The sequence below is a fragment of the Pseudoduganella sp. R-34 genome, assembly GCF_049904655.1.
Taxonomy (GTDB): Bacteria; Pseudomonadota; Gammaproteobacteria; order Burkholderiales; family Burkholderiaceae_D; genus Rugamonas.
In genome coordinates this window covers 1,421,961-1,446,262 of record NZ_CP184572.1, presented here as the reverse complement: position 1 = coordinate 1,446,262, position 24,302 = coordinate 1,421,961, and the positions used below count along the sequence as shown (strand labels likewise).

The 24,302-nt window shown below is 65.0% G+C and carries 17 protein-coding genes; 6 read left to right on the top strand and 11 right to left on the bottom strand.

Annotated elements, in window-relative coordinates:
* Positions 1–2: 2 nt before the first annotated feature.
* From ACN9MW_RS06740 to ACN9MW_RS06730, 3 genes are all read right to left on the bottom strand, one after another.
* Positions 3–431 (bottom strand): DUF2170 family protein, encoded by a 429-nt coding sequence (locus ACN9MW_RS06740; protein ID WP_426168942.1) that lies wholly within the window; start codon positions 429–431, stop codon positions 3–5.
* Between the two features lie 302 nt (positions 432–733).
* Positions 734–973, bottom strand: coding sequence for a hypothetical protein (locus ACN9MW_RS06735; RefSeq protein WP_426168939.1), 240 nt, complete (start codon positions 971–973; stop codon positions 734–736).
* Positions 974–1,095: 122 nt separating this feature from the next.
* A complete protein-coding gene (locus ACN9MW_RS06730) occupies positions 1,096–1,707 on the bottom strand; it encodes a TetR/AcrR family transcriptional regulator (RefSeq protein ID WP_426168937.1) in 612 nt (203 codons plus the stop codon).
* Positions 1,708–1,762: 55 nt separating this feature from the next.
* On the opposite strand from ACN9MW_RS06730, the gene ACN9MW_RS06725 reads away from it, so the two are divergent.
* From ACN9MW_RS06725 to ACN9MW_RS06715, 3 genes are all read left to right on the top strand, one after another.
* Entirely contained in the window at positions 1,763–4,558 is a 2,796-nt protein-coding gene (locus ACN9MW_RS06725; protein WP_426168935.1) for a valine--tRNA ligase, read from the top strand.
* A 310-nt stretch (positions 4,559–4,868) separates the two neighbouring features.
* Positions 4,869–8,735, top strand: a complete 3,867-nt coding sequence (locus ACN9MW_RS06720) for a carbohydrate binding domain-containing protein (RefSeq protein ID WP_426168933.1) — start codon at positions 4,869–4,871, stop codon at positions 8,733–8,735.
* Between the two features lie 193 nt (positions 8,736–8,928).
* Entirely contained in the window at positions 8,929–9,378 is a 450-nt protein-coding gene (locus ACN9MW_RS06715) for a DUF2147 domain-containing protein (RefSeq protein ID WP_426168931.1), read from the top strand.
* A gap of 88 nt (positions 9,379–9,466) precedes the next feature.
* Here the strand turns inward: ACN9MW_RS06715 and ACN9MW_RS06710 are convergent, their stop codons facing one another.
* The 6 genes from ACN9MW_RS06710 to ACN9MW_RS06685 form a co-directional block, all read right to left on the bottom strand.
* Positions 9,467–11,827 carry an efflux RND transporter permease subunit gene (locus tag ACN9MW_RS06710; protein ID WP_426168928.1) on the bottom strand — a complete coding sequence of 787 codons (2,361 nt, stop codon included), beginning with the start codon at positions 11,825–11,827 and terminating at the stop codon, positions 9,467–9,469.
* On the bottom strand, positions 11,824–12,906 hold the full coding sequence (locus ACN9MW_RS06705; RefSeq protein ID WP_426168925.1) for a WD40/YVTN/BNR-like repeat-containing protein: 1,083 nt from the start codon (positions 12,904–12,906) through the stop codon (positions 11,824–11,826). The genes ACN9MW_RS06710 and ACN9MW_RS06705 overlap by 4 nt, the downstream gene beginning before the upstream one ends.
* An 83-nt stretch (positions 12,907–12,989) precedes the next feature.
* A complete protein-coding gene (locus ACN9MW_RS06700; protein ID WP_426168923.1) occupies positions 12,990–14,333 on the bottom strand; it encodes a DUF1329 domain-containing protein in 1,344 nt (447 codons plus the stop codon).
* 22 nt (positions 14,334–14,355) lie between these two features.
* Complete coding sequence (locus ACN9MW_RS06695; protein ID WP_426168920.1) at positions 14,356–16,287, bottom strand: DUF1302 domain-containing protein; 1,932 nt, start codon at positions 16,285–16,287, stop codon at positions 14,356–14,358.
* A 31-nt stretch (positions 16,288–16,318) separates the two neighbouring features.
* Positions 16,319–17,950, bottom strand: a complete 1,632-nt coding sequence (locus tag ACN9MW_RS06690) for a long-chain-fatty-acid--CoA ligase (protein ID WP_426168917.1) — start codon at positions 17,948–17,950, stop codon at positions 16,319–16,321.
* Between the two features lie 11 nt (positions 17,951–17,961).
* On the bottom strand, positions 17,962–19,407 hold the full coding sequence (locus ACN9MW_RS06685) for a coniferyl aldehyde dehydrogenase (protein WP_426168915.1): 1,446 nt from the start codon (positions 19,405–19,407) through the stop codon (positions 17,962–17,964).
* A gap of 129 nt (positions 19,408–19,536) precedes the next feature.
* On the opposite strand from ACN9MW_RS06685, the gene ACN9MW_RS06680 reads away from it, so the two are divergent.
* Positions 19,537–20,460 (top strand): LysR family transcriptional regulator, encoded by a 924-nt coding sequence (locus tag ACN9MW_RS06680; protein ID WP_426168913.1) that lies wholly within the window; start codon positions 19,537–19,539, stop codon positions 20,458–20,460.
* 29 nt (positions 20,461–20,489) lie between these two features.
* Here ACN9MW_RS06680 and ACN9MW_RS06675 read toward each other — a convergent pair whose 3' ends face one another.
* On the bottom strand, positions 20,490–21,167 hold the full coding sequence (locus ACN9MW_RS06675) for a Crp/Fnr family transcriptional regulator (RefSeq protein WP_426168910.1): 678 nt from the start codon (positions 21,165–21,167) through the stop codon (positions 20,490–20,492).
* An 83-nt stretch (positions 21,168–21,250) separates the two neighbouring features.
* On the opposite strand from ACN9MW_RS06675, the gene ACN9MW_RS06670 reads away from it, so the two are divergent.
* Together ACN9MW_RS06670 and ACN9MW_RS06665 are read left to right on the top strand one after the other, a co-directional pair.
* Positions 21,251–22,108: a sterol desaturase family protein gene (locus ACN9MW_RS06670; protein ID WP_426168907.1), complete on the top strand. Its 858-nt coding sequence runs from the start codon at positions 21,251–21,253 to the stop codon at positions 22,106–22,108.
* Positions 22,101–22,790, top strand: coding sequence for an SDR family NAD(P)-dependent oxidoreductase (locus ACN9MW_RS06665; protein ID WP_426168904.1), 690 nt, complete (start codon positions 22,101–22,103; stop codon positions 22,788–22,790). The genes ACN9MW_RS06670 and ACN9MW_RS06665 overlap by 8 nt, the downstream gene beginning before the upstream one ends.
* On the opposite strand, the gene ACN9MW_RS06660 is transcribed toward ACN9MW_RS06665, so the two are convergent.
* Complete coding sequence (locus ACN9MW_RS06660) at positions 22,787–24,295, bottom strand: ATP-binding protein (RefSeq protein ID WP_426168901.1); 1,509 nt, start codon at positions 24,293–24,295, stop codon at positions 22,787–22,789. The two genes, ACN9MW_RS06665 and ACN9MW_RS06660, sit on opposite strands and share 4 nt — an antisense overlap.
* Between the last annotated feature and the right edge of the window lie 7 nt (positions 24,296–24,302).

Genomic DNA, 24,302 nt, shown 5'->3' with positions numbered 1-24,302 from the left:
CCTCACATTAGAAATTCGTTGAACACTTCCAGGGCTTCCAGCGCGTTGTCGGCAGCCATCGCCACGTCGGTGGCGATGCTCTCCGGCGAGGCGTCGGCGGCCAGCGCGCCGAAGATGACGTAGTGCTCGCCGATGCGGCCGAAATTCGACAGCGGGATGGCGATGTTCAGGTCCATCATCGCTTCCAGCATCTCGGCGCGGCGCTCGGGGCGCACTTCGCGCTCGGTCCACAGGTAGCAGATGCAAAGCACCTGGTGCGGCGAAGCGGTGACGAAGACAGGAATCTCCTCCTGGCCCTCGATGCACATCCGCATGACCGGCACGCCATCCGGCTCGTTGGGGGCCAGCAGGTTGGCGCTCACCGACAGCGAGCCCACCTGGGCGGACAGCGCGCTCTCGATCGCCAGCATCCGGCCCATCACTTCGTCCATAGAGTCACTCCTTGTTGTGGGTGGTTAGACATATTATGTCATTAGTATAAAAGCATGACATAAAATGTCAAGGACCGCGCAACGCTTCGGGCGGCGGGCCTTCGTTCGGACACTGTCTGTGGGAGGTGCTGAAATCGCGCGGACTGAAATCACTCCAGAGGGGGAGTTTTCGGGTGCATCAGATTTTCAGCAGTTTTCAGCACTTCGCAACACGATTTCAGCACTTCTCAACGCGAGATGTGCACATCGCTTCCTCTCTCGCTCGTGCAGCCTCGCGGTATGCTTTCCGGCGAGCTTGGGCTTCAGCGGAAAAGCGCAATCGGGTTGCTGGGGTCCAGTTGAGTTGGCCCGGGAGCTGAACCAAGATGGCCTCCCATGCATTGCGCACGGTACCAAGGCTCGCCCTGGCAAACTGGTTTGGCGACATGCATCGCACGGTCGACCAGCCCCGAGAAATCCTGATCGCTGGCCTTTTCTGCCTGATAGTCGAGCAAGTCGCGCAGGGTAGGCAGTGTGACTGTCACACTTACGTGTTGGCTCATGCTGAAATCTCCCAAGGTGAAAATCCCTTAGAGGGAGAAATTCGAGGGAAGTTCAAATTTCAGTACTTTTCAGCACCTTGCAACGCCATTTCAGCACTTCCCACAGAGGGACCCGCGAGGAGCTACCGAAGCAGGAAGCGAATAGCGGACTCGGCCAGTTCATCGATGCTGACGCCGGCCTCGCGCCGGTACCACTGCGCCGACCAGTTCAGCGCCCCGAACAGCCACAACCGATCGAGCTTGCCCGGCGCCGGCCACTCGCCGGAAGCCTGCAGTTCGTGCAGCACCGCATCCCACAACGCCTCATAGCGATCCTTGGCCGCGACGATGCGCAATTGCCCCTCAGTGGAAAGCGCGCGCCACTCGTAGAGCATGACGTAGACGAAATCCTGTCCCGGCGACAGCAAGGTCTCGAGATGGGTATGCACCAGCCGCCGGAACGCCTCGCGCGGCGGCAGGCCAAGCGAAGCCACCTCCTCGATGCGAGCCAGGGCCTGCTGCATGCCCTCCTCGATCACCGCCTGAAGAATGTCCTGCTTGGACTTGAAGTGATAAAACCACGACCCCGCCTGCACGCCCGCCGCGGCCGCAATATCACGCACGGTGGTGTTATCGAATCCCTTTTCGCGGAAAAGTCTTGCCGAGACGGCAATAAGCAGCGTTTTCAGGCTGTCGGAAGCGGCCTGCGCAGGGCGGCCGCGCTTGCGGGGCGGAGGGGAATTGCTGGCGTCCATGTCCCCAGCAATCTACCTTATAATGAAAGTTTTCGCCAAATTTACAGCCCAAATCATGGAATTAGCCAAGTCTTTCGAGCCTGCCGACATTGAACAGTTCTGGCGCAGCGAGTGGGAAAAGCGCGGTTACTACGCAGCCTCCCTCGACCTGAGCAAGCCGTCCTTCAGCATCCAATTGCCGCCGCCGAACGTCACTGGCACGCTGCACATGGGCCACGCCTTCAACCAGACCATCATGGATGGCCTGACCCGCTACCACCGCATGCTGGGCCACAACACTGCCTGGATCCCGGGCACCGACCACGCCGGCATCGCCACCCAGATCGTGGTGGAGCGCCAGCTGGACGCGCAGAAGGTGTCGCGCCATGACCTGGGCCGCGAAAAATTCGTCGAAAAAGTCTGGGAATGGAAGGAAAAGTCCGGCTCCACCATCACCGGCCAGATGCGCCGCATGGGCACTTCGCCTGACTGGCAGCGCGAATACTTCACCATGGACGCCGAACGCTCCAAAGTGGTGAGCGAAGTGTTCGTGCGCCTGTTCGAGCAAGGCCTGATCTACCGCGGCAAGCGCCTGGTCAACTGGGACCCGGTGCTGGGCACTGCCGTCTCCGACCTGGAAGTCGTCTCGGAAGAAGAAGACGGCTCGATGTGGCACATCAAGTACCCGCTGGCCGACGGCAGCGGCCACCTGGTGGTCGCCACCACCCGTCCTGAAACCATGCTGGGCGACGTCGCCGTGGCAGTCGACCCGACCGACGAGCGCTACACCGCGCTGGTCGGCAAGATGCTCAAGCTGCCGCTGGTCGGCCGCGAAATCCCGGTGATCGCCGACGAATACGTCGACAAGGAATTCGGCACCGGCTGCGTCAAGATCACCCCAGCGCACGACTTCAACGACTACGCCGTCGGCCAGCGCCACAACCTGGATATGCCGTCAATCCTGACCCTCGACGCCAAGATCAACGAAAACGGCCCGGCCGCCTACCAGGGCATGGACCGTTTCGCCGCCCGCAAGCAGATCGTCGCCGACCTGGACGCACAAGGTTTCCTGGTCGAAGTGAAACCGCACAAGCTGATGGTGCCGCGCGGCGACCGCACCGGTGTCGTGATCGAGCCGATGCTGACCGACCAATGGTTCGTCGCCATGAGCAAACCGGCTCCTGAAGGCACCTTCAACCCGGGCAAATCCATCACCGAAGTCGCGCTGGAAAAAGTCTCCAGCGGCGAGATCAAGTTCGTCCCTGAAAACTGGAGCACCACCTACAACCAGTGGCTGAACAACATCCAGGACTGGTGTATTTCGCGCCAGCTGTGGTGGGGCCACCAGATCCCGGCCTGGTACGACGAGCAAGGCAACGTCTACGTCGCCCGCAGCGAAGAAGACGCCAAAGCGCAAGCCGCCGCCAAGGGCGTGACCGGCGCCCTGACCCGCGACAACGACGTGCTGGACACCTGGTTCTCGTCCGCCCTGGTGCCGTTCTCCACCCTCGGATGGCCGAACGAAACGCCTGAACTGCAGGCCTTCCTGCCTTCGTCGGTCCTGGTTACCGGCTTCGACATCATCTTCTTCTGGGTTGCGCGCATGGTCATCATGACCAGCCACTTCACCAACAAGGTGCCGTTCGAAACGGTCTACGTGCATGGCCTGGTGCGCGACTCGCAAGGCCAGAAGATGTCCAAGTCCAAGGGTAACACCCTGGACCCGATCGACCTGATCGACGGTATCAGCCTGGAAGAGCTGGTGGCCAAGCGCACCACCGGCCTGATGAACCCGAAGCAGGCCGAGAAGATTGAAAAAGCCACCCGCAAGGAATTCCCGGAAGGCATTCCAGCCTACGGCACCGACGCCGTGCGCTTCACCATGGCCTCCTACGCCTCGCTGGGCCGCAACATCAACTTCGACCTGGGCCGCTGCGAAGGCTACCGCAACTTCGGCAACAAGCTGTGGAACGCCACCCGCTTCGTGCTGATGAACACCGAAGGCCACGACTGCTCCGCCAACGAAGCCGACCTGTCCGCTGCCGACAAGTGGATCATCTCCGCCCTCAACCGCGCCGAACAGGAAGTGCATAAGGGCTTTGCCGACTACCGCTTCGACAACATCGCCTCCACCATCTACCAGTTCGTGTGGTACGAGTACTGCGACTGGTACCTGGAACTGGCGAAGGTGCAGGTCCAGCAAGGCACGCCGGGCCAGCAGCAAGCCACCCGCCACACCCTGCTGCGCGTACTGGAAGTCATCCTGCGCATGGCGCACCCGATCATCCCGTTCGTCACCGAGCAGCTGTGGCAGACCGTGGCCCCGCTGGCCGGCAAAGGCGGCGATGGCCAATCGATCATGACCCAGGCTTACCCGCTGCCGAACGAAGCGGCGATCAGCGCCGAAGCCGAAGCCTGGGTGGGCGAACTGAAAGGACTGACCGACGCCACCCGCAACCTGCGCGGCGAAATGAAGCTGGCGCCATCGGTGCGCGTGCCGCTGATCGTGGAAGCGACCGGCGCCGACAAAGCGCGCATGGCCGCCTTCGCCCCATACATCCAGATGCTGGGCAAGCTGTCGGAAGTGCAGATCGTCGACGTGCTGCCGGAATCGCCGGCCGCCGTCTCCGTGGTCGGCACCACCAAGCTGATGCTGAAGGTCGAAATCGACGTCAAAGCGGAGCGCGAACGCCTGTCGAAAGAGATCGCCCGCCTGGAAGGCGAAATCGCCAAGGCCAACGGCAAGCTGTCCTCGGAAAGCTTCGTCGCCCGCGCCCCAGCCGCCGTAGTGGCGCAGGAAAAAGAGCGCGTCGCCACCTTCGGCGCCACCCTGGCCAAGATGCAGGAACAACTGGCCAAGCTCCCAGCTTAAAAGTCGGGGTCAGGTCTGGCAATCCGCCACCCAAGATGAAAGCAATGCCCGGCCCCAGCCGGGCATTTTTTACCCCGAACTGTAGGTAAACTACATCATTCGTGTTGACATGTAGTCAAACAATCCGTAGTTTACCCCTCTCTACCTCTGCGCATCACGCCTCAGTGGTAGTAATAGTACATCCACACCCAAGCAGTCCCGCAAAGGGCACCACGCACTGAGACGCTCCACCCGATAGCCGCTATCGCCCCACTGGCGAGGCGCCCTTGCGCACCCGTTCCGCAGTTCCAACCTGTGAAAGGAGATGTGCATGCAATCGCGTTTGAAACCCCTGGCCGCCGTCCTCGCGGCCTTGTTCGCCGCCAGCCACGCCGGCGCCGGCACCATCCCGGCCGCCCACGTGTACCACAACCACATGCCGAACTTCTGGCCCTTCTACGCCGTCGATCCGCTGGCCAAGTACAACGCCACGCCCGTCGGCGCGCCAGTGCGCTACACCTATGACGCTGACGTCATCAAGCTGAAAAACAACCCGCCAGCCGGCTACAGTTACTACCTGCCTGCCTCGCTGGGCGGCGCCATCATGCCGCACGACGACCTGGTGGCCTACTACACGCCGGACGCCAAGACTGGCGCATACCAGTACTGGCCGATGCAGGTAGCCAACGAGATGCAAAGCTGGTCCGGCGGCAAGGGCCAGGTCCACGTCACCATGTCCGGCGCCGTCATCAACAACGTGCAAAGCCTCGCCAGCGCGCAGAACGTTCCCGGCTACAGCAACAGCAACTGGGGCGCGTCCTGGCTCAATACCTGGAACTCGCTGAAGACCGCCAACAACTACCGCACGCTCGACACCGTGCACTTCACCGGCCACCACAGCATGGGCCCACTGGTAGGCCCCGACTACTTCCTGAAGGACCTGGTCTACCAGAACGTCACGCTGGCCCAGCCCTACTTCCTCGGCAACGGCTTCGTCGCCTCCAAGGGCTTCTTTCCTACCGAGCTGGGATTTTCGGAGCGCCTGATCCCGACCCTGGCCAAGTTGGGCGTGCAGTGGTCGGTGATAGGCAACAACCATTTTTCGCGCACGCTGAAGGACTACCCCTACGCCAGCTTTGACGCCAGCGTCGACACCCTGACCTCCCCGCCCAACCGCGCCGATTTGCGCAACACCTCCGCTAGCGGCAGCTGGGTGGCCGCCAATATGGCCCACGAGCAGCAAGTGGTGGTCAACAAATTCCCTTTTGCCTCCACCCCGCACTGGGTACGCCACGTCGACCCCGCCACCGGCGCCGTCACGCGCCTGGCCGGCATCCCCGTCAGCCAGAACGGCTCCTGGCTGGAAGGGTGGGAAGGCGCGGTCACGGTCGACGAGCTGGCGCCCTACACCAGCCTGGAAGGACGCCAGTTCTTCGTGGTGGCGCACGACGGCGACAATTCCGGCGGCCGCGCCGGTGCGCTCAGCACCTGGCAAGCCGGCCACTCGACCACCTGCAGCGGCAACGGCTACTGCCTCGGCATCGACGAGTACCTGCGCGCCAAGCCGATTCCCGAGAGCGACGTGCAGCACGTGCAGGACGGCTCCTGGATCGACACGCGCGACTCTTCGTCCGACCCCACCTGGTACCACTGGCACCTGCCCTTCCTGATATGGAAAGGCCAGTTCGCCGACTTCAACCGCGTCACCGGCAACAACCTGGCGCCCAAGACCAACCTGAAAGGGCAGCAGGAAGGCGCCACCGTCTCCTTCGAATACGGCTGGCACTACCTGGAGCGCAATTTCGCCCTGCTGCAAGCCGCCCTCAACTACGCCAAGACCGCCGAGCAGATCTGGCTGGACGGCCACCCCAACCACTGGTCGCCCAGCACCGCGCTGGACAAGCAGGTCACGCACGCCGGCAACCAGCTCAACCCGTGGATGCTGTCCTACCCGGTCAAGGGCGACGGCGCCAACGACTACGCCGGCGGCGCCAACCCGGCGGAACTTGCCTGGTATTTCCTGCTGCCTGCCATGGATTCGGGCTTCGGCTACTACGATGAAAACAAGGACGACTCGGTCAAGCCGACCCTGGCCTTCAACAATTCGCTAGCCTTCTCGCGCCCCTATGTGCAGGCGCACCTGGCGCAAGACCGCACCGGCCCTTCCGTGTGGTGGCCGCAGCGCTATCCCTACAATCCCGGCTCGGTCAACGCCTCCAAGGCCGAAGGCTGGACCGTGCAGCACTACAGCAATGACTTCGCCGTCTACACCTACGGCCACGACGTGTCGGGCATCGCCAGCGCCAAGGTCAATGTGCGGGTCCACGCCAGCAACAATATCGACGCGGCCGACGACACGTACAAGGTGTACGATCCGGCCGCCCTGGCCGGCCAGCCCGGCCTCTCTATCAACCCGGCCAATGTCGGCGCCTGGCAGGACGTGACGATGCAGGTGCGCGAGCTGCAGCCGGACATGAACGGCGTGGCCTGGATTCCCTCCACGCGCGACACCATCGCCGCCCTGCCGGCGCAGGACAGCGGCGACCTGTATTACGCCTATATCCCGGGCTACCGCAACCAGCTGCTGGACTACTACGTCGAGATGACCGACACGCTGGGCAACGTCACGCGCTCGGAGATCCAGCAAGTGTTCGTCGGCGCCGGCCGCTACCGCGCCGTGGCCACCGGCTCCGGCTACACGGAAGACATCAACGGCACCGTCAACGGCGTCTATCCCTTCCTGACGATCGACAGCACGCCGCCCAGCGCACCCGGCCAGCCGGCCGGCAGCCAGTTGACCGACCGCTCGGTAAGCCTGGCCTGGAGCGCGGCCAGCGACAGTATCGGCGTTACCGGCTACAAGGTATTCCGCAACGGCGTGCTGGCCGGCTCGCCCACCGGCACCAGCTTCAGCGACAGCGGCCTGGCGCCCGCCACGGCCTACAGCTACACGGTAAGCGCCATCGACGCCGCCGGCAACCAGTCCGCCGCCAGCCCGGCGCTGGCCGTCACCACGCTGGCCGCCGACACGCAGGCACCGACCGCCCCGGGCCAGCCGACGGCATCGGCCATCACGCAGGTAGCCGCCACCCTGTCCTGGGCCGCCGCCAGCGACAACTACGGCGTCGCGCAATACCTGGTGCTGCGCAACGGCAGCCAGGTCGGCGCCACCGCCGCCACCAGCTACACCGACAGCGGGCTGGCACCTTCGACCAGCTACAGCTACACCATCAAGGCGCAGGATGCCGCCGGCAATACCGGCCCGGCTTCCGCCGCCCGCACGCTCACCACGGCCGCCGGCAATATCGCCACCGTCTACTACCGCCTGCCCAGCGGCTGGAACAGCGCCAACATCCACTACAGCCCGACCGGTGGCGCCTGGACCGCGGTGCCCGGCGTGCCGATGGCCGCAGCCTGCAGCGGCTGGCTGTCCTACACCGCCAGCCTCGGTTCGGCCAGCAGCTGGCAGGCCGTGTTCAACAACGGCAGCGGCAGCTGGGACAACAACGGCGGCAAGAACTACGCGCTGGGCACCGGCCTGTCCAGCGTGGCCGGCGGCGCCGTCACCAGCGGCAGCAACCCGTGCAATGTCGACAGCACGCCGCCCGGCGCACCGGACGGCCTGGCCGCCAGCGCGGTGGGCGCCACCAGCGTCAGCCTCGCCTGGAGCGCCGCCACCGACAACGCCGGCGTGACCGGCTACTACGTCTACCGCAACGGCAGCCTGCTCGGCACCGCCACCGGCACCGGCTACGTCGACAGCACAGCGGCCCCCGCCACCAGCTACAGCTACACCGTCAAGGCGATCGACGCCGCCGGCAACGTTTCGGCAGCCAGCGCCGCGCTGGCAGTGACCACCACGGCGGCATCGTCCTGCCAGGTCACCTTCACCATCGCCAACGCCAATACCGTCATGGGGCAGAACCTGTACGTGGTCGGCAACGACACACGCCTTGGCAACTGGGCACCGGCCAGCGGCTTTGCGCTGGCGATCCAGGGCAGCGGCGCCAACGTACCGTGGAGCGGCACCGTCACGCTGCCAGCGGCCAGCGCCATCCAGTACAAATACGTCAAATGGAACGGCAGCACGGCGACCTGGGAAGGCAGCCAGGCCACCGCCTCCGGCAACCGCGAGTTCAGCACCCCGGCCTCGTGCAGCAGCCCCCTTCCGCGCAACGACGGCAACTTCAAGTCCTGATTTAAAAGTCGGGGTCAGGTCTGGCAATCCGCCACATTTTCCGCGATGCGAAAAATGTGGCGGATTGCCAGACCTGACCCCGACTTTCAATTTTCTAGAGTCTTCCCTCCAAAAAAAATAGCATGACCGTACGGTGCCCTGCCGGGTCCTTTGCTACACTGATTTTCCCCAAATCTAAATAAGAGACACCCCCATGCGCCTAACCCGCACAGTGGCGCTGGCTGCGGCAGCCTTGCTGGCTGCCGCTCCGGCATTTGCCCAAGATCCCTCTCCTGTCGGCCTGTGGAAGAACATCGATGACGTCAGCGGCAAGCCGAAGGCCCTGATCCGCATCACCGAGGAAAACGGCGCCCTGCAGGGCAAGATCGAAAAACTGTACCGCGGCCCGGCGGAAGAACAGAATCCGGTGTGCGACAAGTGCACCGATGCGCGCAAGGACAAGCCGATTGTCGGCATGGTGATCGTGTCCGGCCTGAAGAAGGACGGCAGCGAATACAACGGCGGCGAGATTCTCGACCCGAACAACGGCAAGGTTTATAAGAGCAAGCTGGAAGTTGCCGATGGCGGCAAGAAGCTGAAAGTGCGCGGGTATATCGGTATTCCGATGCTGGGCCGGTCGCAGACTTGGGAGCGCCAGGAGTAAAACCGGTAAACCAGGGTTTGACCCACCGTCGAGGGCCCGAAGACCGTAGGGGGTCTGACCCTGCGGGTCAGACCCCGGTTTACCCGGTTTAGCGCTTAGGCAGCAGCAACGACGCCAGCGCCGGAATCATCACAATCGCCCCCACCATATTCCACAGGAACATGAACATCAGCAGCAGGCCCATATCGGCCTGGAACTTGATGTCCGACCAGACCCAGGTCAGCACGCCCAGCGCCAGCGTCACGCCGGTCAGCGCCACCGCCACGCCGGTCGTCTTCAGCGTCTCGAAGTAAGCCTCCTTCAGCTCCATGCCGCGGTCCAGGAAGCACTGCAGGCGGTTGTAGATGTAGATGCCGTAGTCCACGCCGATGCCGATCCCCAGCGCAATCACCGGCAAGGTCGCCACCTTCACCCCCAGCCCCAGGCGCGCCATAATGGCCTCGCACAGCGCGGACGTGATATACAGCGGCACCATTATGCAGATGGTTACGCGCAGCGAGCGGAACTCCCACCACACCAGCAGCGCCACGATGGCGTACACCAGCACCAGCATGGTGATCTCGGCCTGCTTGATCACGATATTGGTGGCCGCCTCGATGCCCGAATTGCCGGCCGCCAGGATGAACTCCGCCTGCGGCGTGTTGTTCTCTTTGGCGAACGCCTGCGCCGCCTGCACCACCCGCGTCAGCGTGTCGGCCTTGTGGTCGGCCAGGAACACCAGCACCGGCAGCATCGAGCAGTCGTTGCTGTACAACTCGGACGGAATCATGCGCTGCGCCGAATTGGACACGAAGCGATTGCGCGACAGCGCCTGCCATTTCAGGCTGCCGCCATTGACGTTGGAGATGATCCGCTTCTGCACCGTGAACAGCGAAGTGGTCGACTCCACGCCCGGCACGTTCTCCATCTCCCACTGGAAGCGGTCCACCACTTCGGCAGTCGGGTAGGCACCGCACTCGCCGGCCGGCGTCTTTACCATCACCACGAACACGTCCGAGCTGGTCGAGTAATGGCCGGTGATGTAGGCGTTGTCGCGGTTGTAGCGCGAGTCGGCGCGCAGCTCCGGCGCGCCCGGATCGAGGTCGCCGATCTTCAGGTCGCGGTTCAGCGCAAACGCTGTGGCAAACACCGCCACTGCGCCCAGCACCGCCAGCTTGGCGTACTTGGGCTCCGCAATGCGCGACAGCATGCGCATGAAGCGGTGCTTGCGCTTGGCCTTCCGGGCCTGGTTGCGCAGGCAGGCATCGGTCACGCCCACGTAGGACATCAGCACCGGCAGCAGGAACATCTTGGTCAGCACGATCACCGCCACGCCCACCGAGGCCGAAATCGCCAGCTCGCGGATCACGCCGATCTCGATCACCAGCAGGGTCGAAAAGCCCACCGCATCGCACAGCAGCGCAATGGTGCCGGGAATGAACAGCTGGCGGAAAGTCTGCTTGGCAGCCTCGGTGGCCGACTTGCCGGACAGGCGCTCGCTGGCCATGGTGTTGATGTTCTGCACCGCGTGCGAGACGCCGATGGCAAAGGTCAGGAACGGCACCAGGATCGAATACGGATCGAGCCCGAAGCCCAGTAGCCGCACGATGCCAAGCTGCCAGATTACCGCCAGCGAGCAGCAGAACACCGTCACCAGGGTCGACTTCCAGCAGTGCGAATACCACAGCAGCAGCGCCACCGTCATGGCAAAGGTGATCGCGAAGAACAGGCCGATCGCCTTGGCGCCGTGAATCAGGTCGCCCACCACCTTGGCAAAGCCGACGATGTGGATCTTCACGCCCTGTGCTTCGTACTTGTCGCGCACCAGCTTTTCCAGGCGCTCGGAGAACAGGCCGTAATCGAGCTTGGTGCCCTTGTCCGGATCGATCTCCAGCAGCGGCACCTGCACGATGGTGGACTTCTGGTCCGCCGCCACCAGGCTGCCGATGCGCCCCGAACGCGCCACGTTTGCCCGCACCTCGTCCAGCATGGCCGGCGAACCGTCGAAGCCCTGCGGGATGATCTGGCCGCTGTTCAAGCCCGTCTCGGTGACTTCCATCCACTGCACGTTCGGCGTCCACAGGGACTTCAGGTTGCCGCGGTCCACGCCGGGGATGTAGAACACTTCGTCGGTCACCGCCTTCAGCGTATCGAGATACTCCTTGCTGTAGATGTCGCCCTTGGTCGCCTCCACCGCGATGCGGATGTTGTTGCCCAGCGGGCGCAACTCGTTCTCGTACTTCAGGTAGTTGGCGATGAAGGGGTGGGTGGCCGGCACCATCTTCTGGAAGCTGGCGTCCGGTTTCAGCAGCGCCGCCTGCCAGGCAAACAGCACCGACGCCAGCAGGAAAGCCACCATGATCACAAGGCGGTGCTTGAACAGGCGCGGCTCCAGCCAGTGCTCGACGGAGGTGAAGCGCTGGTGTCCTTCCTCGGCCACCTTGCAGGATTTTTCGTCTTCGCGCTTCATTTCGCCGCCTCTCGCACACCACCCACGCCGGACAGCAGCACCGTGCCATTCACAGCCAGCATGCCGGCCGTCGGCACCGCATCGCCCTGGCGCATAACGCGGAAGCTCACGCCATCGTCGTCGCTGCGCAGCAGCGCGCCATCTTGTGCCGCGAGCACGATGCTGTTGCCCTGCAGGGCGCCGCCCACCAGGCTCTTCTTCGTCACGGCCGGCGTTTCGCGCCAGGTGGCGCCGCCATCTTCGCTGCGGAACACATGGCCGCCAAAGCCGTAAGCGAGCACGCTGCGGCCGGTGAAGATCACGCCGTACAGCTGGCCGCCGTAGCCGGTCTCGATACGCTGCCAGCTTGCGCCGCCGTCGGCCGAGCGGTACACGTAGCCGCCCTCGCCCGCGATGGCCAACACATTGCCAGGCCCGCCCGCAATCGCGTTGTAATGCAAGCCTTCAGGATTGGGCAGGCCCGCGCCCATGGAATTCCAGTGTGCCCCGCCGTCCGTGGTACGGAAAGCCTGGCCGTATGCGCCCACCGCGTAGCCGGTCCTGGCATCGCGGAACCATACGCCCAGCAAAGGGCGCGACGGGCCGAACTTGGCCGCCGCTTCGATATCGCCCAGCGCGTTCTCGGCATCGGCGAGCGCCGCCTTGCCCGCTCCCGCCCCGGCCGCCTGCGCCTTCTCGACTGCCGCCTTGGCATCGGCCAGCATCAGTGCATTGGCCTGGTTGCCGTCAAAGCGGGTGCTCCATTGCGCCCCGCCGTCATTGGTGGAAAGGATCACCCCATCGTGCCCGACGGCCCAGCCGTTGGAAGCATCGGCAAACGCCACGCTGGTCAAGGTGACCGACACCGGTACTTTCGCCTGCTGCCATGGCGCATTGGCGCCGCCATCGCGCACCAGGATGATGCCGCGCTCGCCCACCGCCACCGTGCGCTGGCCGGCCAGCGCCATGGCCGTCAGCATGGCTTTCGGCGCCCGCGCCGACATGCGCGCCGGCGTCTGCAGCGGATCGCGCGCCACGGCCGGCGCCACCGCCAATGCGCCCAGCAGCGCAGCAGCGGCCTGTTTCAATACTATATTCATGCTCTACCTGCGAAAAAATGGGCGCAGCGCTCCCTGTGAACGCAAGCGCCCGAAGAGACACCCCCAAACCCGCTACGCCGTCCTTAGTTGGAAGAGCGGCGCAGCGTATCTGGCGTGAAGTTCGACGGATCGAGCTTGACGCCAAATTTGATCGGCTTCTCCTGGTTGGAGATGCCGGAGAGCAGGTAGCGGCGTGCCTGCAGGTCGTAGAACACTTCGTAGGCGAAGTAGTGGGTCAGCGCATCGTAGTACTGGATGCCGCCGATTTCGTGCACGCGCCACAGTTCGCCGCGGCCGTCGTAGGAATCGGTGTGCAGCACTTCCCAGCTATCCTCGTCCACGTAGAACACGCGCTTGGCGTAGATGTGGCGCTTGTCCTTCTTCAGGGTCGCTTCCACTACCCACACGCGGTGCGGCTCGTAGCGCACGAAGTCCTGGTTGATATGGCCGGGGCGGACGATGTCGGCATACTTGATCGCCTTGTTGGTGATCTTGTAGTTGTTGTAGGAGACCAGCATCTCCTTCTTGCCCACCAGCTTCCAGTCGTAGCGGTCGGGCGCGCCGTTGAAGCCGTCGTAGTCGTCGGTGGTGCGCAAGCCGTCCGCGCCCTGCCCCGGCGAGTCGTAGGCCACGTTCGGCGCGCGCAGCACGCGGCGCTGGCCAGGATTGTAGGTCCAGGCCAGGCGCGATTCCTTCACCTGGTCCATCGGGTCCACCACCAGCAGCGCGTCGCCGGCCACCGAGGACGGGCCGGTCAGGGTCGCCATGTAGTACACCAGGCGGTTAGGCTCGGGGTTGGGCATGCCCTGGGCGAAGGCCACCTTCTCGGTGCGGGTCACCGGCGTGAAGGCGCCGTTGGTCTGCACCGGGAATTCGGCGGTGTAGCGCTCGATGGTGCCGCCGCGGTAGCGCATCAGGTGGTTCCAGATCACCTCGACGCCGGTTTTCGGGATCGGGAACGGCACCGTGGTCTTGGCGGTGCCGGTCACGCCGTTGCCGCCGCCGGTCAGCTCGGCCTTCGTCGCTTCGGCCTTGATGTTGTCGTACACCGCCTGCGGGTAGCCTGCCGTGCGGTAGCTCTTGTAGACATTCATCTTGTAGCTCGGGTAGCGCTTCAGCATCTCCATCTGCCCCGGCGCCAGCATGTCCTTGTACTTGTCCATGTTGGCGGCCGTGATGGTGTACTGGGGCGCTTCGTTCGGCAGCGGGTCGGCGTAGCCGTTCTTGCTGTCGAAGCCGGCCGGCGCCTTGGTGATGCCGCCGGTCCAGGCCGGGATGGTGCCGGCCTTGTTGCCTTCCTTCTCCGCGCCGACCGGCGTCAGGTCCTTGCCCAGGCGGTCTGCTTCCGCCTGCGGCAGGCCGGCCAGGGCGCTGCCCGCGATGCACGCCAGCGCTGCGGCCAGCAAGCTTTGCTTCATCATCTTCATCTACATGTCTCCTGTGTCTTTATTAGAAGTTGGCGCCGATCACGAACTGCATGTTGTCGCGGTCGTGGAACTGGTCGTACTTGGCGCTCTTGTTATAGCTGGTATAGCTGATGTCGGCGTAGTAGCGGTTGTTGTAGTCCGCGCGCAGGCCCACGCTGCGGGTCTGGCGGTCTTCGACGAACAGGTTGTCGGCCGCATAACCCTTCACGTCATGCGCGAAGTACAGGCGCGGCTTGAAGTTGACGCCGGCCACCACGTTCGGAAACAGCATTTCGGCCGACAGGCGATATCCCCAGGCGCTGCTGGTGGCATAGCCTTCGTTCTCGCAGTAGGAGGCATTGGGCTGGATGCCGGCCGGCCCGCAAGTGCCGCCCAGCGCCGCGGTCGGGCCGAAGTTGTACATGAAGCCGCGCACGTAGCGGGTGCTGGTGTTCGGGTCGCCGATGCCGCTCCACTTCTGGCCCGCCACTTCGCCCAGCAGGGTCAGCGAATCGGCGCCCAGCACTTGCGGGATCTGGCGGATGAACGACACCTGCGCCTGCGTCTTGTCCTTGCGGTCATAGCCGTGGATCACGGTGCCGGTCGGCACCGCCGGGTTGCGCGCAATGACCGCCAGCTTGGCCTGCGGGCCGATGCCCAGCGCAGTGCCGACCAGCAGGTCGATCGCGTTGATCTGCACCGGGATGTCCTTGGTGCGCGACACTTCGCCAAACAGCGAGAAGCCGCCCACTTCGGTGGCTGCCGACAGGCCCAGGGTCTTCACGTTCTCGCCGCTGTAGTCCCACACGATATTCCCGGCCGGCAGCACGCCCAGCGTGCCCAGTGCCGGCGCCAGCGACGGCACGGCCTTGACCAGTTGCGCCAGGCGGCCCGACCATACCGACGGCAGCGCCGACGGCTGCTTGACCACCGAGACGATCGGCGAGTGGCTGTGGTAGCGCGCGAAATAGACGCCGAAGTCGGTGGCAATGGCGTCGGCAAAGTAGTGGCTCGACACGCCGAACTGGCCGGACTTCTTCGGCTTGATCTTTTCCGCGGTGGTCATGCGGAAGTTGAGCGGCATGCTGCGCGACAGGCCGAGCGAGGCCAGCACCGGGTCCAGCGCAGCAGGCAGCGCGGCCAGGAACGGCGCGCCGTTGTACTGGCCCTGGTCGTTCAGCTTGGTGCCGTCGCCAAACAGCACGGTGCCGTTGTTGCAGTTGAGCGAATCGGCCGCCGACCAGTAGGTGCCGCAGCCGTCGACCACGTTCTGGCGCCAGCCCAGGTTGTAGAAGGCCTCCACCGACACGCCGTTGCCCAGGCCCAGGTTAGCCATCAGGGCCGGCTGCGGACGCAGGACTTCCTTGACCTGCGCGCCCGGGCGGCGCGCGGCGCTGGTATCGAAGGCGCCCATGGCGTTAATGCCCGGCACGAACAGCGATTCGCCCCAGTTGATCACCTGGTTGCCCAGCTTGGCGCTCAGCGCCTTGCCGCCCAGGTCCCAGTTGGCGAACACATAGGCGTCGGCCAGCGCCACGCCGTCGAAGGTGGACAGCTGGTCGAAGCCGGTGTCGCTCAGTTCTCCGTTCTGCTTGTAGCCGTTGTTGAAATGCCCGTGCGGCATCTCCTTGCCTTTCAGGACGCGGTCGTACCACGCGAAGCTGCGCACGAACATGCCGTAGGTATCGCCTTTCAGTTCCAGTTCGCCTGTCAGCTTGCCGACGGTGGAATAGGCATCGTGCTTCTTGAAGTTCAGGTTGCCGTCGTCGGCGCCGGCGCCCGCCGTGCCGCCATTGGGTACAGAGATCAGGTTCTTGTCTGCATCCTTCATCCGGATGCTGGTGCCGACCGACATGTTCAGGGACCAGCGTCCTTCCAGTCCATTGTCGGTGGTGAAGGTATCTGCGTGCGCCAGTGGGGTTGCCAGCGCCGCCGCCACGGCGAGCGCCATGATACGGTTGTACTTCCTCGTCATCCTAGTGTCTCCTAATGGTTTTTACAGCTTCTTATACAGGCTTATTTAACTGCTTGAACTCCTCACGCAACTTCATCTTCTGCACTTTGCCGTTGGCGGAATACGGAAGCTCGCTGACAAAAACCACGTCGTCGGGAAGCCACCACTTGGCTACGCGGCTGGCAAGGTAGCCTAACACTTCATCGCGTGTGGGGGAACTGCCATGGCGGGGAACGACCACCAGCAACGGGCGTTCCTGCCATTTTTCATGCGGGATGCCGATCACCGCGGCAGCCATCACATCGGGATGGCCCATCACTGCGTTCTCGACATCGATCGATGAAATCCATTCGCCGCCGGACTTGATCACGTCCTTGGCGCGGTCGGTTATCTGAAGATAGCCATCGCGGTCGATGTTGGCGATGTCGCCGGTATCGAAGTAGCCTTCCTCGTCCAGCACCGAGGCATCGCTGCCGTAATAGGCCGACAGGATCCACGGCCCGCGCACCATCAGGCGCCCCGTCGCCACGCCGTCGTGCGGCAGGCGCCGGCCCGCTTCGTCCTTCAGCGCCAGCTCCACGCCGCACACCGGCCGGCCCTGGCGCGCCTGCACGCGCAGCTTTTCTTCCTCGCTGGCCTTGTCGTGCGATTGCAACAGCGAGCACACGGTGCCCAGCGGCGACATCTCCGTCATGCCCCAGGCCTGCATCAGGGTCGCCCCCAGCGTGTTGCGGCAGCGCGTGAACATCACCGGCGGGATCGCCGAGCCGCCGCACAGCATGCGCTCCAGGCATAGCTCCTGCAGCGCCGGCCGCGCTTCGCTGTCGATATGGTTGAGCAAGCCTAGCCAGACGGTCGGCACGCCCAGCGCCATCGTCACGCGCTCGTCGCGCAGCAAGTCGTAGATGCTCTTGCCGTCCAGCGCTGGCCCGGGCAGCACCAGCTTGGCGCCGCTCATGGCGCCGGCGTACGGCATGCCCCAGGCGTTCACATGGAACAGCGGCACCACCACCAGGCAGCTGTCGCGGTGCGAAATGGCTGCACTGCCCGCAGCGCACAGGCCCATCGAGTGCAGGTAGGCCGAGCGGTGCGAGTACAGCACCCCTTTCGGGTTGCCGGTGGTGCCGGAGGTGTAGCACAGCGCCGACGCCGTGCGTTCGTCGAACTGCGGCCAGGCGTAATCATCGCTGGCGCCTTCCACCAGCTCCTCGTAGCACAGCGTTCCCGCCGGCAGGCCGGCGGGCATATGCGCGCGGTCGGTCATGCAGACGAATGCCTTCACACCTGCCAGCTTCGGCGCCAGCGCGGCCACCAAGGGCGCGAAGGTAGTGTCGAAGAACAGCACCTGGTCCTGCGCGTGATTGAGAATGTACTCCACCTGTTCCGGGAACAGGCGCGGGTTGATGGTGTTCAGCACCGCACCCATGCCCGACACGCCAAAGTACAGCTCCATGTGGCGATGCGTGTTCCAGGCCAGCGTGCCGACCCGGTCGCCCATGCCCACGCCCAGCGCCAGCAGCGCATTGGCAATGCGCCGCGCGCGCCGTTCCACTTCGCCGTAACTGCTGCGGTGCAGCGTGCCTTCACAAGTGCGCGAGACAATCTCGGCGCGCGGGTGCACGCGGCGCGCGTGCTCGATCATCGAGGAAATCAGCAGCGGCTGATCCTGCATCAAGGCTTGCATACGCTAATCCATTACATATGGCGTTTCAGGAAACCGGCCAGCGTGTCGAAGACGCGGCCATACGGAGGGCGGAACAGGCCGAAGCCGTTCAGGCGCGCCTGCCGGTAGATCGGCTTCTGCTTGGAGAACGCGAGGAAGCCATGCTCGCCGTGATAGGCGCCCGTGCCGCTGGCGCCGACGCCGCCGAACGGCAGGTTTTCCTGCGCCGCATGCCACAGCGCGTCGTTGACGGTGACCCCGCCCGAGATGGTCGAGCGCAGCACCTTGGTGCAGTTGCGGCGCTCCTTGCCGAACCAGTACAGCGCCAGCGGGCGCTCGCGCTGGTTGATGAAGGCGATGGCTTGCTGCAGCGTGTCGTAGGGCAGCACCGGCAGCAGCGGGCCGAAGATCTCTTCGCGCATGACCGCCATCTCGGACGTGACGTCCAGCAGCAGCACTGGCGCCATGCGCCGCTCGCCCGCTTGCCCCGCTTCGGTACCGCCCAGCCGCAGCACGCGCGCGCCCTGCTCTTCCGCCTCGCGCACCAGCTTCTCCAGCCGCTGGAAATGACGCTCGCTGATGATGCTGGTGTACTGCTCGTTGCCGGCAAACTGCGGGTACATCGCCGCCGCCGCCGCGCTCAGTTCGCGCACGAATTCGTCCACGCGCGCGCGCGGCACCAGCGCGTAGTCGGGCGCCACGCAAGTCTGGCCGGCGTTGAACAATTTGCCGAAAGCCAGGCGCGGCGCAGCCTGCGCCAGGTCGCAGCTTTCGTCGATGATGGCGGGCGACTTGCCGCCCAGTTCCAGCGTCACCGGTGTCAGGTTGTGCGCCGCGGCGACAGCGACCTGGCGTCCTACCGCGGTGGAGCCGGTAAAAATGAGATGGTCGAACGGCAGCGCCGCAAAATCGCGGCTGACCTCAACGCCGCCTTCGACCACGGCCAGCTCGGCCGGGGTGAAATAACGCGCCGCCAGTTGCGCCAGCAGGCGCGAAAAGGCCGGCGTCAGCTCGCTGGGTTTGATCATCACGCGATTGCCCGCCGCCAGGGCGGCAGCCGCCGGCACCAGCGCCAGTTGGCAGGGGTAGTTCCACGGCACGATATTGCCGATCACACCCAGCGGCTGCGGCATGATCCGGCTCGAGCCGGGCAGCATGTGCAGCGGCGTCGCCACGCGGCGCGGCCGCATCCAGCGCCCCAGCTTGCGGCGCTGCTGGCGGATGGCCGACAGCACGACGAACAGCTCCGTCAGCACCATTTCCTGCCGCGCGCGCCCGCCAAAGTCGGCATCGATCGCTTCCAGGATGGCCGCTTCGTTGTCGGCCACCAGCGCCTGCAGGCGGTCAAGCCGCTCGCGCCGGATGGCGGCCGGCGGCACCATGTCGGCATTGAAGGCCGCGCGCTGCACTTCCAGCCTGTCCAGCAGCGATGGCGAGCCGCGTCCTACGACGGCAGGGTCGAATTCCTGAACTTTCATCACAGTGTCTCCAGTTGCGCCGCGTTTTATTTAACGCTGTCTTGAAACGAGTATGTGTTTGACACTACTATTCGTCCAATGCATTGTATTTATCCGCACAATGCATATTCCGCATACTAGGAGTTTTCCATGGATTTCAAGCGCTTGCGCTACGCCCTGGCGGTGGCCGACGAAGGCAATTTCGTGCGGGCCGCCGAGAAGATCAGCATCAGCCAGCCCGCCCTGTCGCGCGCCGTGCAGACCCTGGAGGACGAACTGGGATTCCTGCTGTTCGACCGCGGCAACCGCAACGTGGCGGTGACGGTGGCCGGCGCCGCCTTCTTCAACCACGCGCGCCGCTTGTTGTTTGATGTACGCAACATGGAACACGATTTATCGTTGTTGCGAAATGGCGACAGCGGCCATGTGGCCTTCGGCATCGGCCCCCTGCACTCGGGCGCCCTGCTGCCGCGCATGCTGCGCCAGGTGCGCGCCGACCAGCCAGGCATCAGCCTGTCGGTCACCATCAACACCTCGACCTATCTGCTGGACCACCTGCGCGGCGAGGAAATGGAATTCTTCATGTCCGACGTGCGCCTGATCGAGCCGGCCGAAGACCTGATCATTACCCACGAATGCCGCCAGTACGGCGGCATCTACTGCCGCCCCGGCCACCCGCTGCTGGGGCGCGACGACGTCACCCCGCCCGAGCTGCTGCCCTATGGCATGGCGGCGCCCACCATTCCCGAAGTGCTGATGACGCAGATGAACAAGCTGTTCCGCCTGCCGCCGGGGCGCGACCTGCCCATCATGCTCAGTTGCGACAGCGTGCATACCCTGGTCGACGTGGTGGCCGAAAGCGATCTGCTGCTGATCTCCAGCCATGCGGCGCTGGCCGAGGCGGCCGCGGAAGGCCGGCTGGAACAGGTCCAGGTGCCGCTGCCGCCGCTGTGGGCCGACATTGCCACCATCCGCCTGCGCGGGCGCACCCTCTCGCCCGGCGCCCAGCGCGTGCTGCAGGCGGCGCGGGAAATCCTGGCGCAACTGGCCGGCACGGAAATGCCGCGCCAGTAACCCGCCGGCGCGGCCCCGCTGGCGCAGCCTCAGGCCGCAGCCGCGCGCAGCGCTTCCAAGTCGCGCAGCTCGATCTGGCCGTAGCGCAGCCCGATCGCGCCGCAGCCGGCCAGCGCCTGCAATTCCTTGTTCAGGGTGGTGCGCCCGACGCCGAGCATCATCGCGATCTGGTCCTGTGAAGCGGCGATGGTGGTGCGCGCGCTGGCAGCCTGGGTCAGCTCGCCATGCGCCATCATCAGCAGGCGCCGCGCCAGGCGGGTGCGGGTGCTGTGCATCGCCATGTCGGCGATCAGGCCGAAAGCGGCGTGCAGCCGCTCCGCCTCCAGCCGGGCCATGGCGTTGGCAAACACCACGTCCTGCATCAAGGCCGCAAAACGCTCCGCGCTGACCGCCAGCAGTTCCGTGTCCTCCTGCGCTGTTGCCGTGGCGCTGCGCGGCAAGTCCGCCAGGAGGGCCGTTTCGCCGAACCAGTTGCCCGCTTCAGCCAGGGTCACGATCGCCTCGTTGCCGTCCGCATGCATGACCGACAGCCGGACCGCGCCGCGCACCACGCCCCACAGCCCATCCTGCGCCCCGGACGTCCGCTCACCCTGCAGGTAGAGCACCTCGCCTTGCACCAGGCGCACGCCGCGCGTCACCGCCAGCAAGGCGCTGGCCTGCGCCGCCGGCAATCGCGCGAACCAGGGGTTGTTGAAGAATATCTGCATGCAAAAAAATCCTGAATTGCCCGGAATTGAACAATCTTCGCCGGCGCAGCCCTGCATCATGGTTGCCAAAGGAGACCAGCCATATGGACAACACCATGATGTACACGCTGCTCGCACTGGTGATCACGGGCCTCGCCCTGGCGGAATTCGCCAGCCGCCGCTACCGCGACACGGTGCACGCCAGCGCCAATGATACAGCGCTCGAAGTAGGCATGACAGTCAGCCTGTTGCTGATTACCCAGCCGTTGATCCTCTTCGCCACCAGCGCGCTGGGCCAGTGGCTGGCGCCCGGCATGCGCGATGCCTGGGCCGGCCTGCCCTGGTGGGCCTGGGCCGGCCTGCTGCTGGTGGGCGACGACATGACGCAGTACTGGTGGCACCGCATCTCGCACTCGCCGTTGCTGTGGCCCCTGCACCGCGCCCACCACTCGGCCTCTTACATGAGCATCCGCATCGCCTACCGCAACAACTTCTTCTACTACCTGATGATGCCGGGCATCTGGTTTGCCGGCGCCATGGTCTACCTGGGCTGCGGCTGGATGTATTTCGCCTACGTCGTGGTCAAGCAGGCGGTCATCCTCGGCGCCCACTGCGCCTGGGCCTGGGATGAACCGCTGTACAAGGTGCGCGCGCTGCGTCCGTTGATGTGGGTAGTGGAGCGCACCATCTCCACCCCGGCCACCCACCGCGCCCACCACGCCATCACCAACGCCGACGGCATCGGCCATTACAAGGGCAACTTCGGCAACCTGCTGTTCTTCTGGGACGTGCTGTTCGGCACCGCCCACATCACGCGCCGCTATCCGGCCCAATACGGGCTGCGCGACGACCAGCTTTTCGGCGCCGAGCGCTGGGACAGGCAGATGTTCTACCCGCTGCTGCAGTCGAAGCGCGAGTACAGCGCCCTGAAATTCGGGGGAAAGATTTATAGCGATGAATAAGGCCCGATACGTCGTGACAGGCGGCTTCGGCGCCCTCGGCCGCGCCATCGGCGACGCCCTGCTGGCAAGCGGCGCGCAGGCGGCACTGGTCGACCAGGCGCCCGCCGCCGCCGGCCTGCCCGCTGGCGCACTGGCCTGCGGTGGCGCGGACCTGTGCGACCCGCACGCGGCCCGGCGCTGCATCGACGGCGTAGCCGAGCGCTTCGGCGGCCTCGATGGCATCGTCAACGTGGCGGGCGGCTTTGCCTGGGAATCCGTGGAGCACGGCGACATCGCAACCTGGGACCGCATGTACGCCATGAACGTGCGCACCACCCTGCTGGCATCGCAGGCAGCGCTGCCGCACCTCCTGCGCCAGGGACGCGGCCGCATCGTCAATATCGGCGCCATGGCCGCCGGCCGCGCCCAGGCCGGCATGGGCGCCTACGCCGCCGCCAAATCCGGCGTGGCCCGCCTGACCGAAGCCATGGCCGAAGAATTGCTCGCACGCGGCGTTACGGTCAACGCCATCCTGCCCGGCATCATCGACACGCCGGCCAACCGCGCGGCCATGCCGGACGCCGACACCAGCCGCTGGGTCGCTCCGGCAGCGCTAGCCGAGGTGGTGCTGTTCCTGCTGTCCGACGCTTCGGCCGCCGTGACTGGCGCCCTGCTGCCGGTCATGGCGCGAGGGCTGGACTAGCCGGCCGTCAGCGGCAGCCGGAATTCGAAGCGCACGCCCTGGCCCGGCGCACTGGTCAGGCTTACGCTGCCTTGCAACGCACCGCATACCAGGTTGTTCACGATGTACATGCCGAGGCCGGAACCGCCGGCGCCGACCTTGGTGGAGAAGAAGGGCTCGAAGATTTTCTGTTGCAGCTCAGGCGCGATGCCGACGCCGTCGTCGCTGTAGACCAGCCGCACATGGTCGCCCGCTACGCTGGCGGCGATCGACACCTTGCCGCAGCCGCGCCCCTCGAAACCGTGCAGGATGGAGTTGACGATCAGGTTGTTCAGGATCTGCTCCAGGTGTCCAGGGTAGGAATCCATCAGCACCCCGGGCGCCACTTGCAGCTCCACAGTGACATTCGCCTGCCGCATCATGCGTCCCAGCGTGACCAGGATATCGTGCAGGCAGGTATGCAGGTCGAATCGGCGGCGGCGCTGGCTGGTCTGGTCCACCGCCACGTTCTTGAAACTCTCGATCAATTCGCGCGCGCGGTCGGCGCTGCGGATCAGCACCTCGCTCGCCTCGCGGCAATCGCCGGCCGACTGCACCAGGCAGGAACGCGTCAGCTTGCCCGCCAGGGCATTGCCGGCCAGTTCATCCACGCGGTCGCGCAGGGTCGATGCCAGCAGCACCAGGTTGCCGACCGGCGTATTCAATTCATGCGCCACGCCGGCCACGATGCTGCCCAGCGCCACCATCTTTTCCTGCTCGACGATCTGCTGCAGGGCCAGGCGCAGCTCGCAGCTGCGCGCTTCCTCCGCCTTCTTGCGCTGCGTGATGTCGCGCACCAGCGCCGCAAAGACGGGCGGCTGCGATTGCGGCACCTGCCATTGCGACACCTCGACGTCGAACTCGCGCCCGGTGCGGTGGCGTGCGCGCTGGCTGCAACCCTGCGCCGGCAACAGCACCTTGCCGGCGGGCTGGCCCAGCATTTCATGGCGGCGCCACCCGAACAGGTCTTCCGCCGCATGATTCCAGTCGGTGACCATGCCCTGGCTGTCGGTGCCGATGAAGGCTTCGCAGGCGCTGTCGATCACCATGCGCAGGCGCCGCTCCGATTCGTGCAGGGCTTGCGTGCGCTCCTGCACCTTCGCATACAGCTCGCACAGCACGGCCACCTTGTTGCGCAGCACGGCCGGCTCGATCGGCTTGTTGAGGAAATCCACCGCGCCCATTTCATAACCCTTGAACTGGCGCACGCGGTCATGCAGGCCGGCGGTAACAAAGATGATGGGCAGGTGGCGCGTGCGGGGGTTGGCGCGCAGCAGTTCGGCCGTTTCCAGGCCATCCATCTCCGGCATCTGCACGTCCAGCAGCACCACGGCAAAATCGTGCCGGAGGGATTGGCGCAGCGCTTCGTTGCCGGACATGGCTTTCACCAGGTGCAGGGACAGCGGCATCTCTTCCAGTAATGCTTCCAGCGCTGTCAGGTTCTCCTGTCGGTCGTCGACCAGCAGCACCGGGATGTTCAGTTCCATGCGCTCC

Excerpts from the sequence above, each read along its gene's own strand:
- ACN9MW_RS06730 (WP_426168937.1), bottom strand. The coding sequence starts at position 1,707 with ATGGACGCCAGCAATTCCCCTCCGCCCCGCAAGCGCGGCCGCCCTGCG.
- ACN9MW_RS06695 (WP_426168920.1), bottom strand. The coding sequence starts at position 16,287 with ATGACGAGGAAGTACAACCGTATCATGGCGCTCGCCGTGGCGGCGGCG.
- ACN9MW_RS06680 (WP_426168913.1), top strand. The coding sequence starts at position 19,537 with ATGGATTTCAAGCGCTTGCGCTACGCCCTGGCGGTGGCCGACGAAGGC.
- ACN9MW_RS06725 (WP_426168935.1), top strand. The coding sequence starts at position 1,763 with ATGGAATTAGCCAAGTCTTTCGAGCCTGCCGACATTGAACAGTTCTGG.
- ACN9MW_RS06675 (WP_426168910.1), bottom strand. The coding sequence starts at position 21,167 with ATGCAGATATTCTTCAACAACCCCTGGTTCGCGCGATTGCCGGCGGCG.
- ACN9MW_RS06690 (WP_426168917.1), bottom strand. The coding sequence starts at position 17,950 with ATGCAAGCCTTGATGCAGGATCAGCCGCTGCTGATTTCCTCGATGATC.
- ACN9MW_RS06685 (WP_426168915.1), bottom strand. The coding sequence starts at position 19,407 with ATGAAAGTTCAGGAATTCGACCCTGCCGTCGTAGGACGCGGCTCGCCA.
- ACN9MW_RS06705 (WP_426168925.1), bottom strand. The coding sequence starts at position 12,906 with ATGAATATAGTATTGAAACAGGCCGCTGCTGCGCTGCTGGGCGCATTG.
- ACN9MW_RS06700 (WP_426168923.1), bottom strand. The coding sequence starts at position 14,333 with ATGAAGATGATGAAGCAAAGCTTGCTGGCCGCAGCGCTGGCGTGCATC.
- ACN9MW_RS06740 (WP_426168942.1), bottom strand. The coding sequence starts at position 431 with ATGGACGAAGTGATGGGCCGGATGCTGGCGATCGAGAGCGCGCTGTCC.
- ACN9MW_RS06720 (WP_426168933.1), top strand. The coding sequence starts at position 4,869 with ATGCAATCGCGTTTGAAACCCCTGGCCGCCGTCCTCGCGGCCTTGTTC.
- ACN9MW_RS06715 (WP_426168931.1), top strand. The coding sequence starts at position 8,929 with ATGCGCCTAACCCGCACAGTGGCGCTGGCTGCGGCAGCCTTGCTGGCT.
- ACN9MW_RS06665 (WP_426168904.1), top strand. The coding sequence starts at position 22,101 with ATGAATAAGGCCCGATACGTCGTGACAGGCGGCTTCGGCGCCCTCGGC.
- ACN9MW_RS06710 (WP_426168928.1), bottom strand. The coding sequence starts at position 11,827 with ATGAAGCGCGAAGACGAAAAATCCTGCAAGGTGGCCGAGGAAGGACAC.
- ACN9MW_RS06660 (WP_426168901.1), bottom strand. The coding sequence starts at position 24,295 with ATGGAACTGAACATCCCGGTGCTGCTGGTCGACGACCGACAGGAGAAC.
- ACN9MW_RS06670 (WP_426168907.1), top strand. The coding sequence starts at position 21,251 with ATGGACAACACCATGATGTACACGCTGCTCGCACTGGTGATCACGGGC.
- ACN9MW_RS06735 (WP_426168939.1), bottom strand. The coding sequence starts at position 973 with ATGAGCCAACACGTAAGTGTGACAGTCACACTGCCTACCCTGCGCGAC.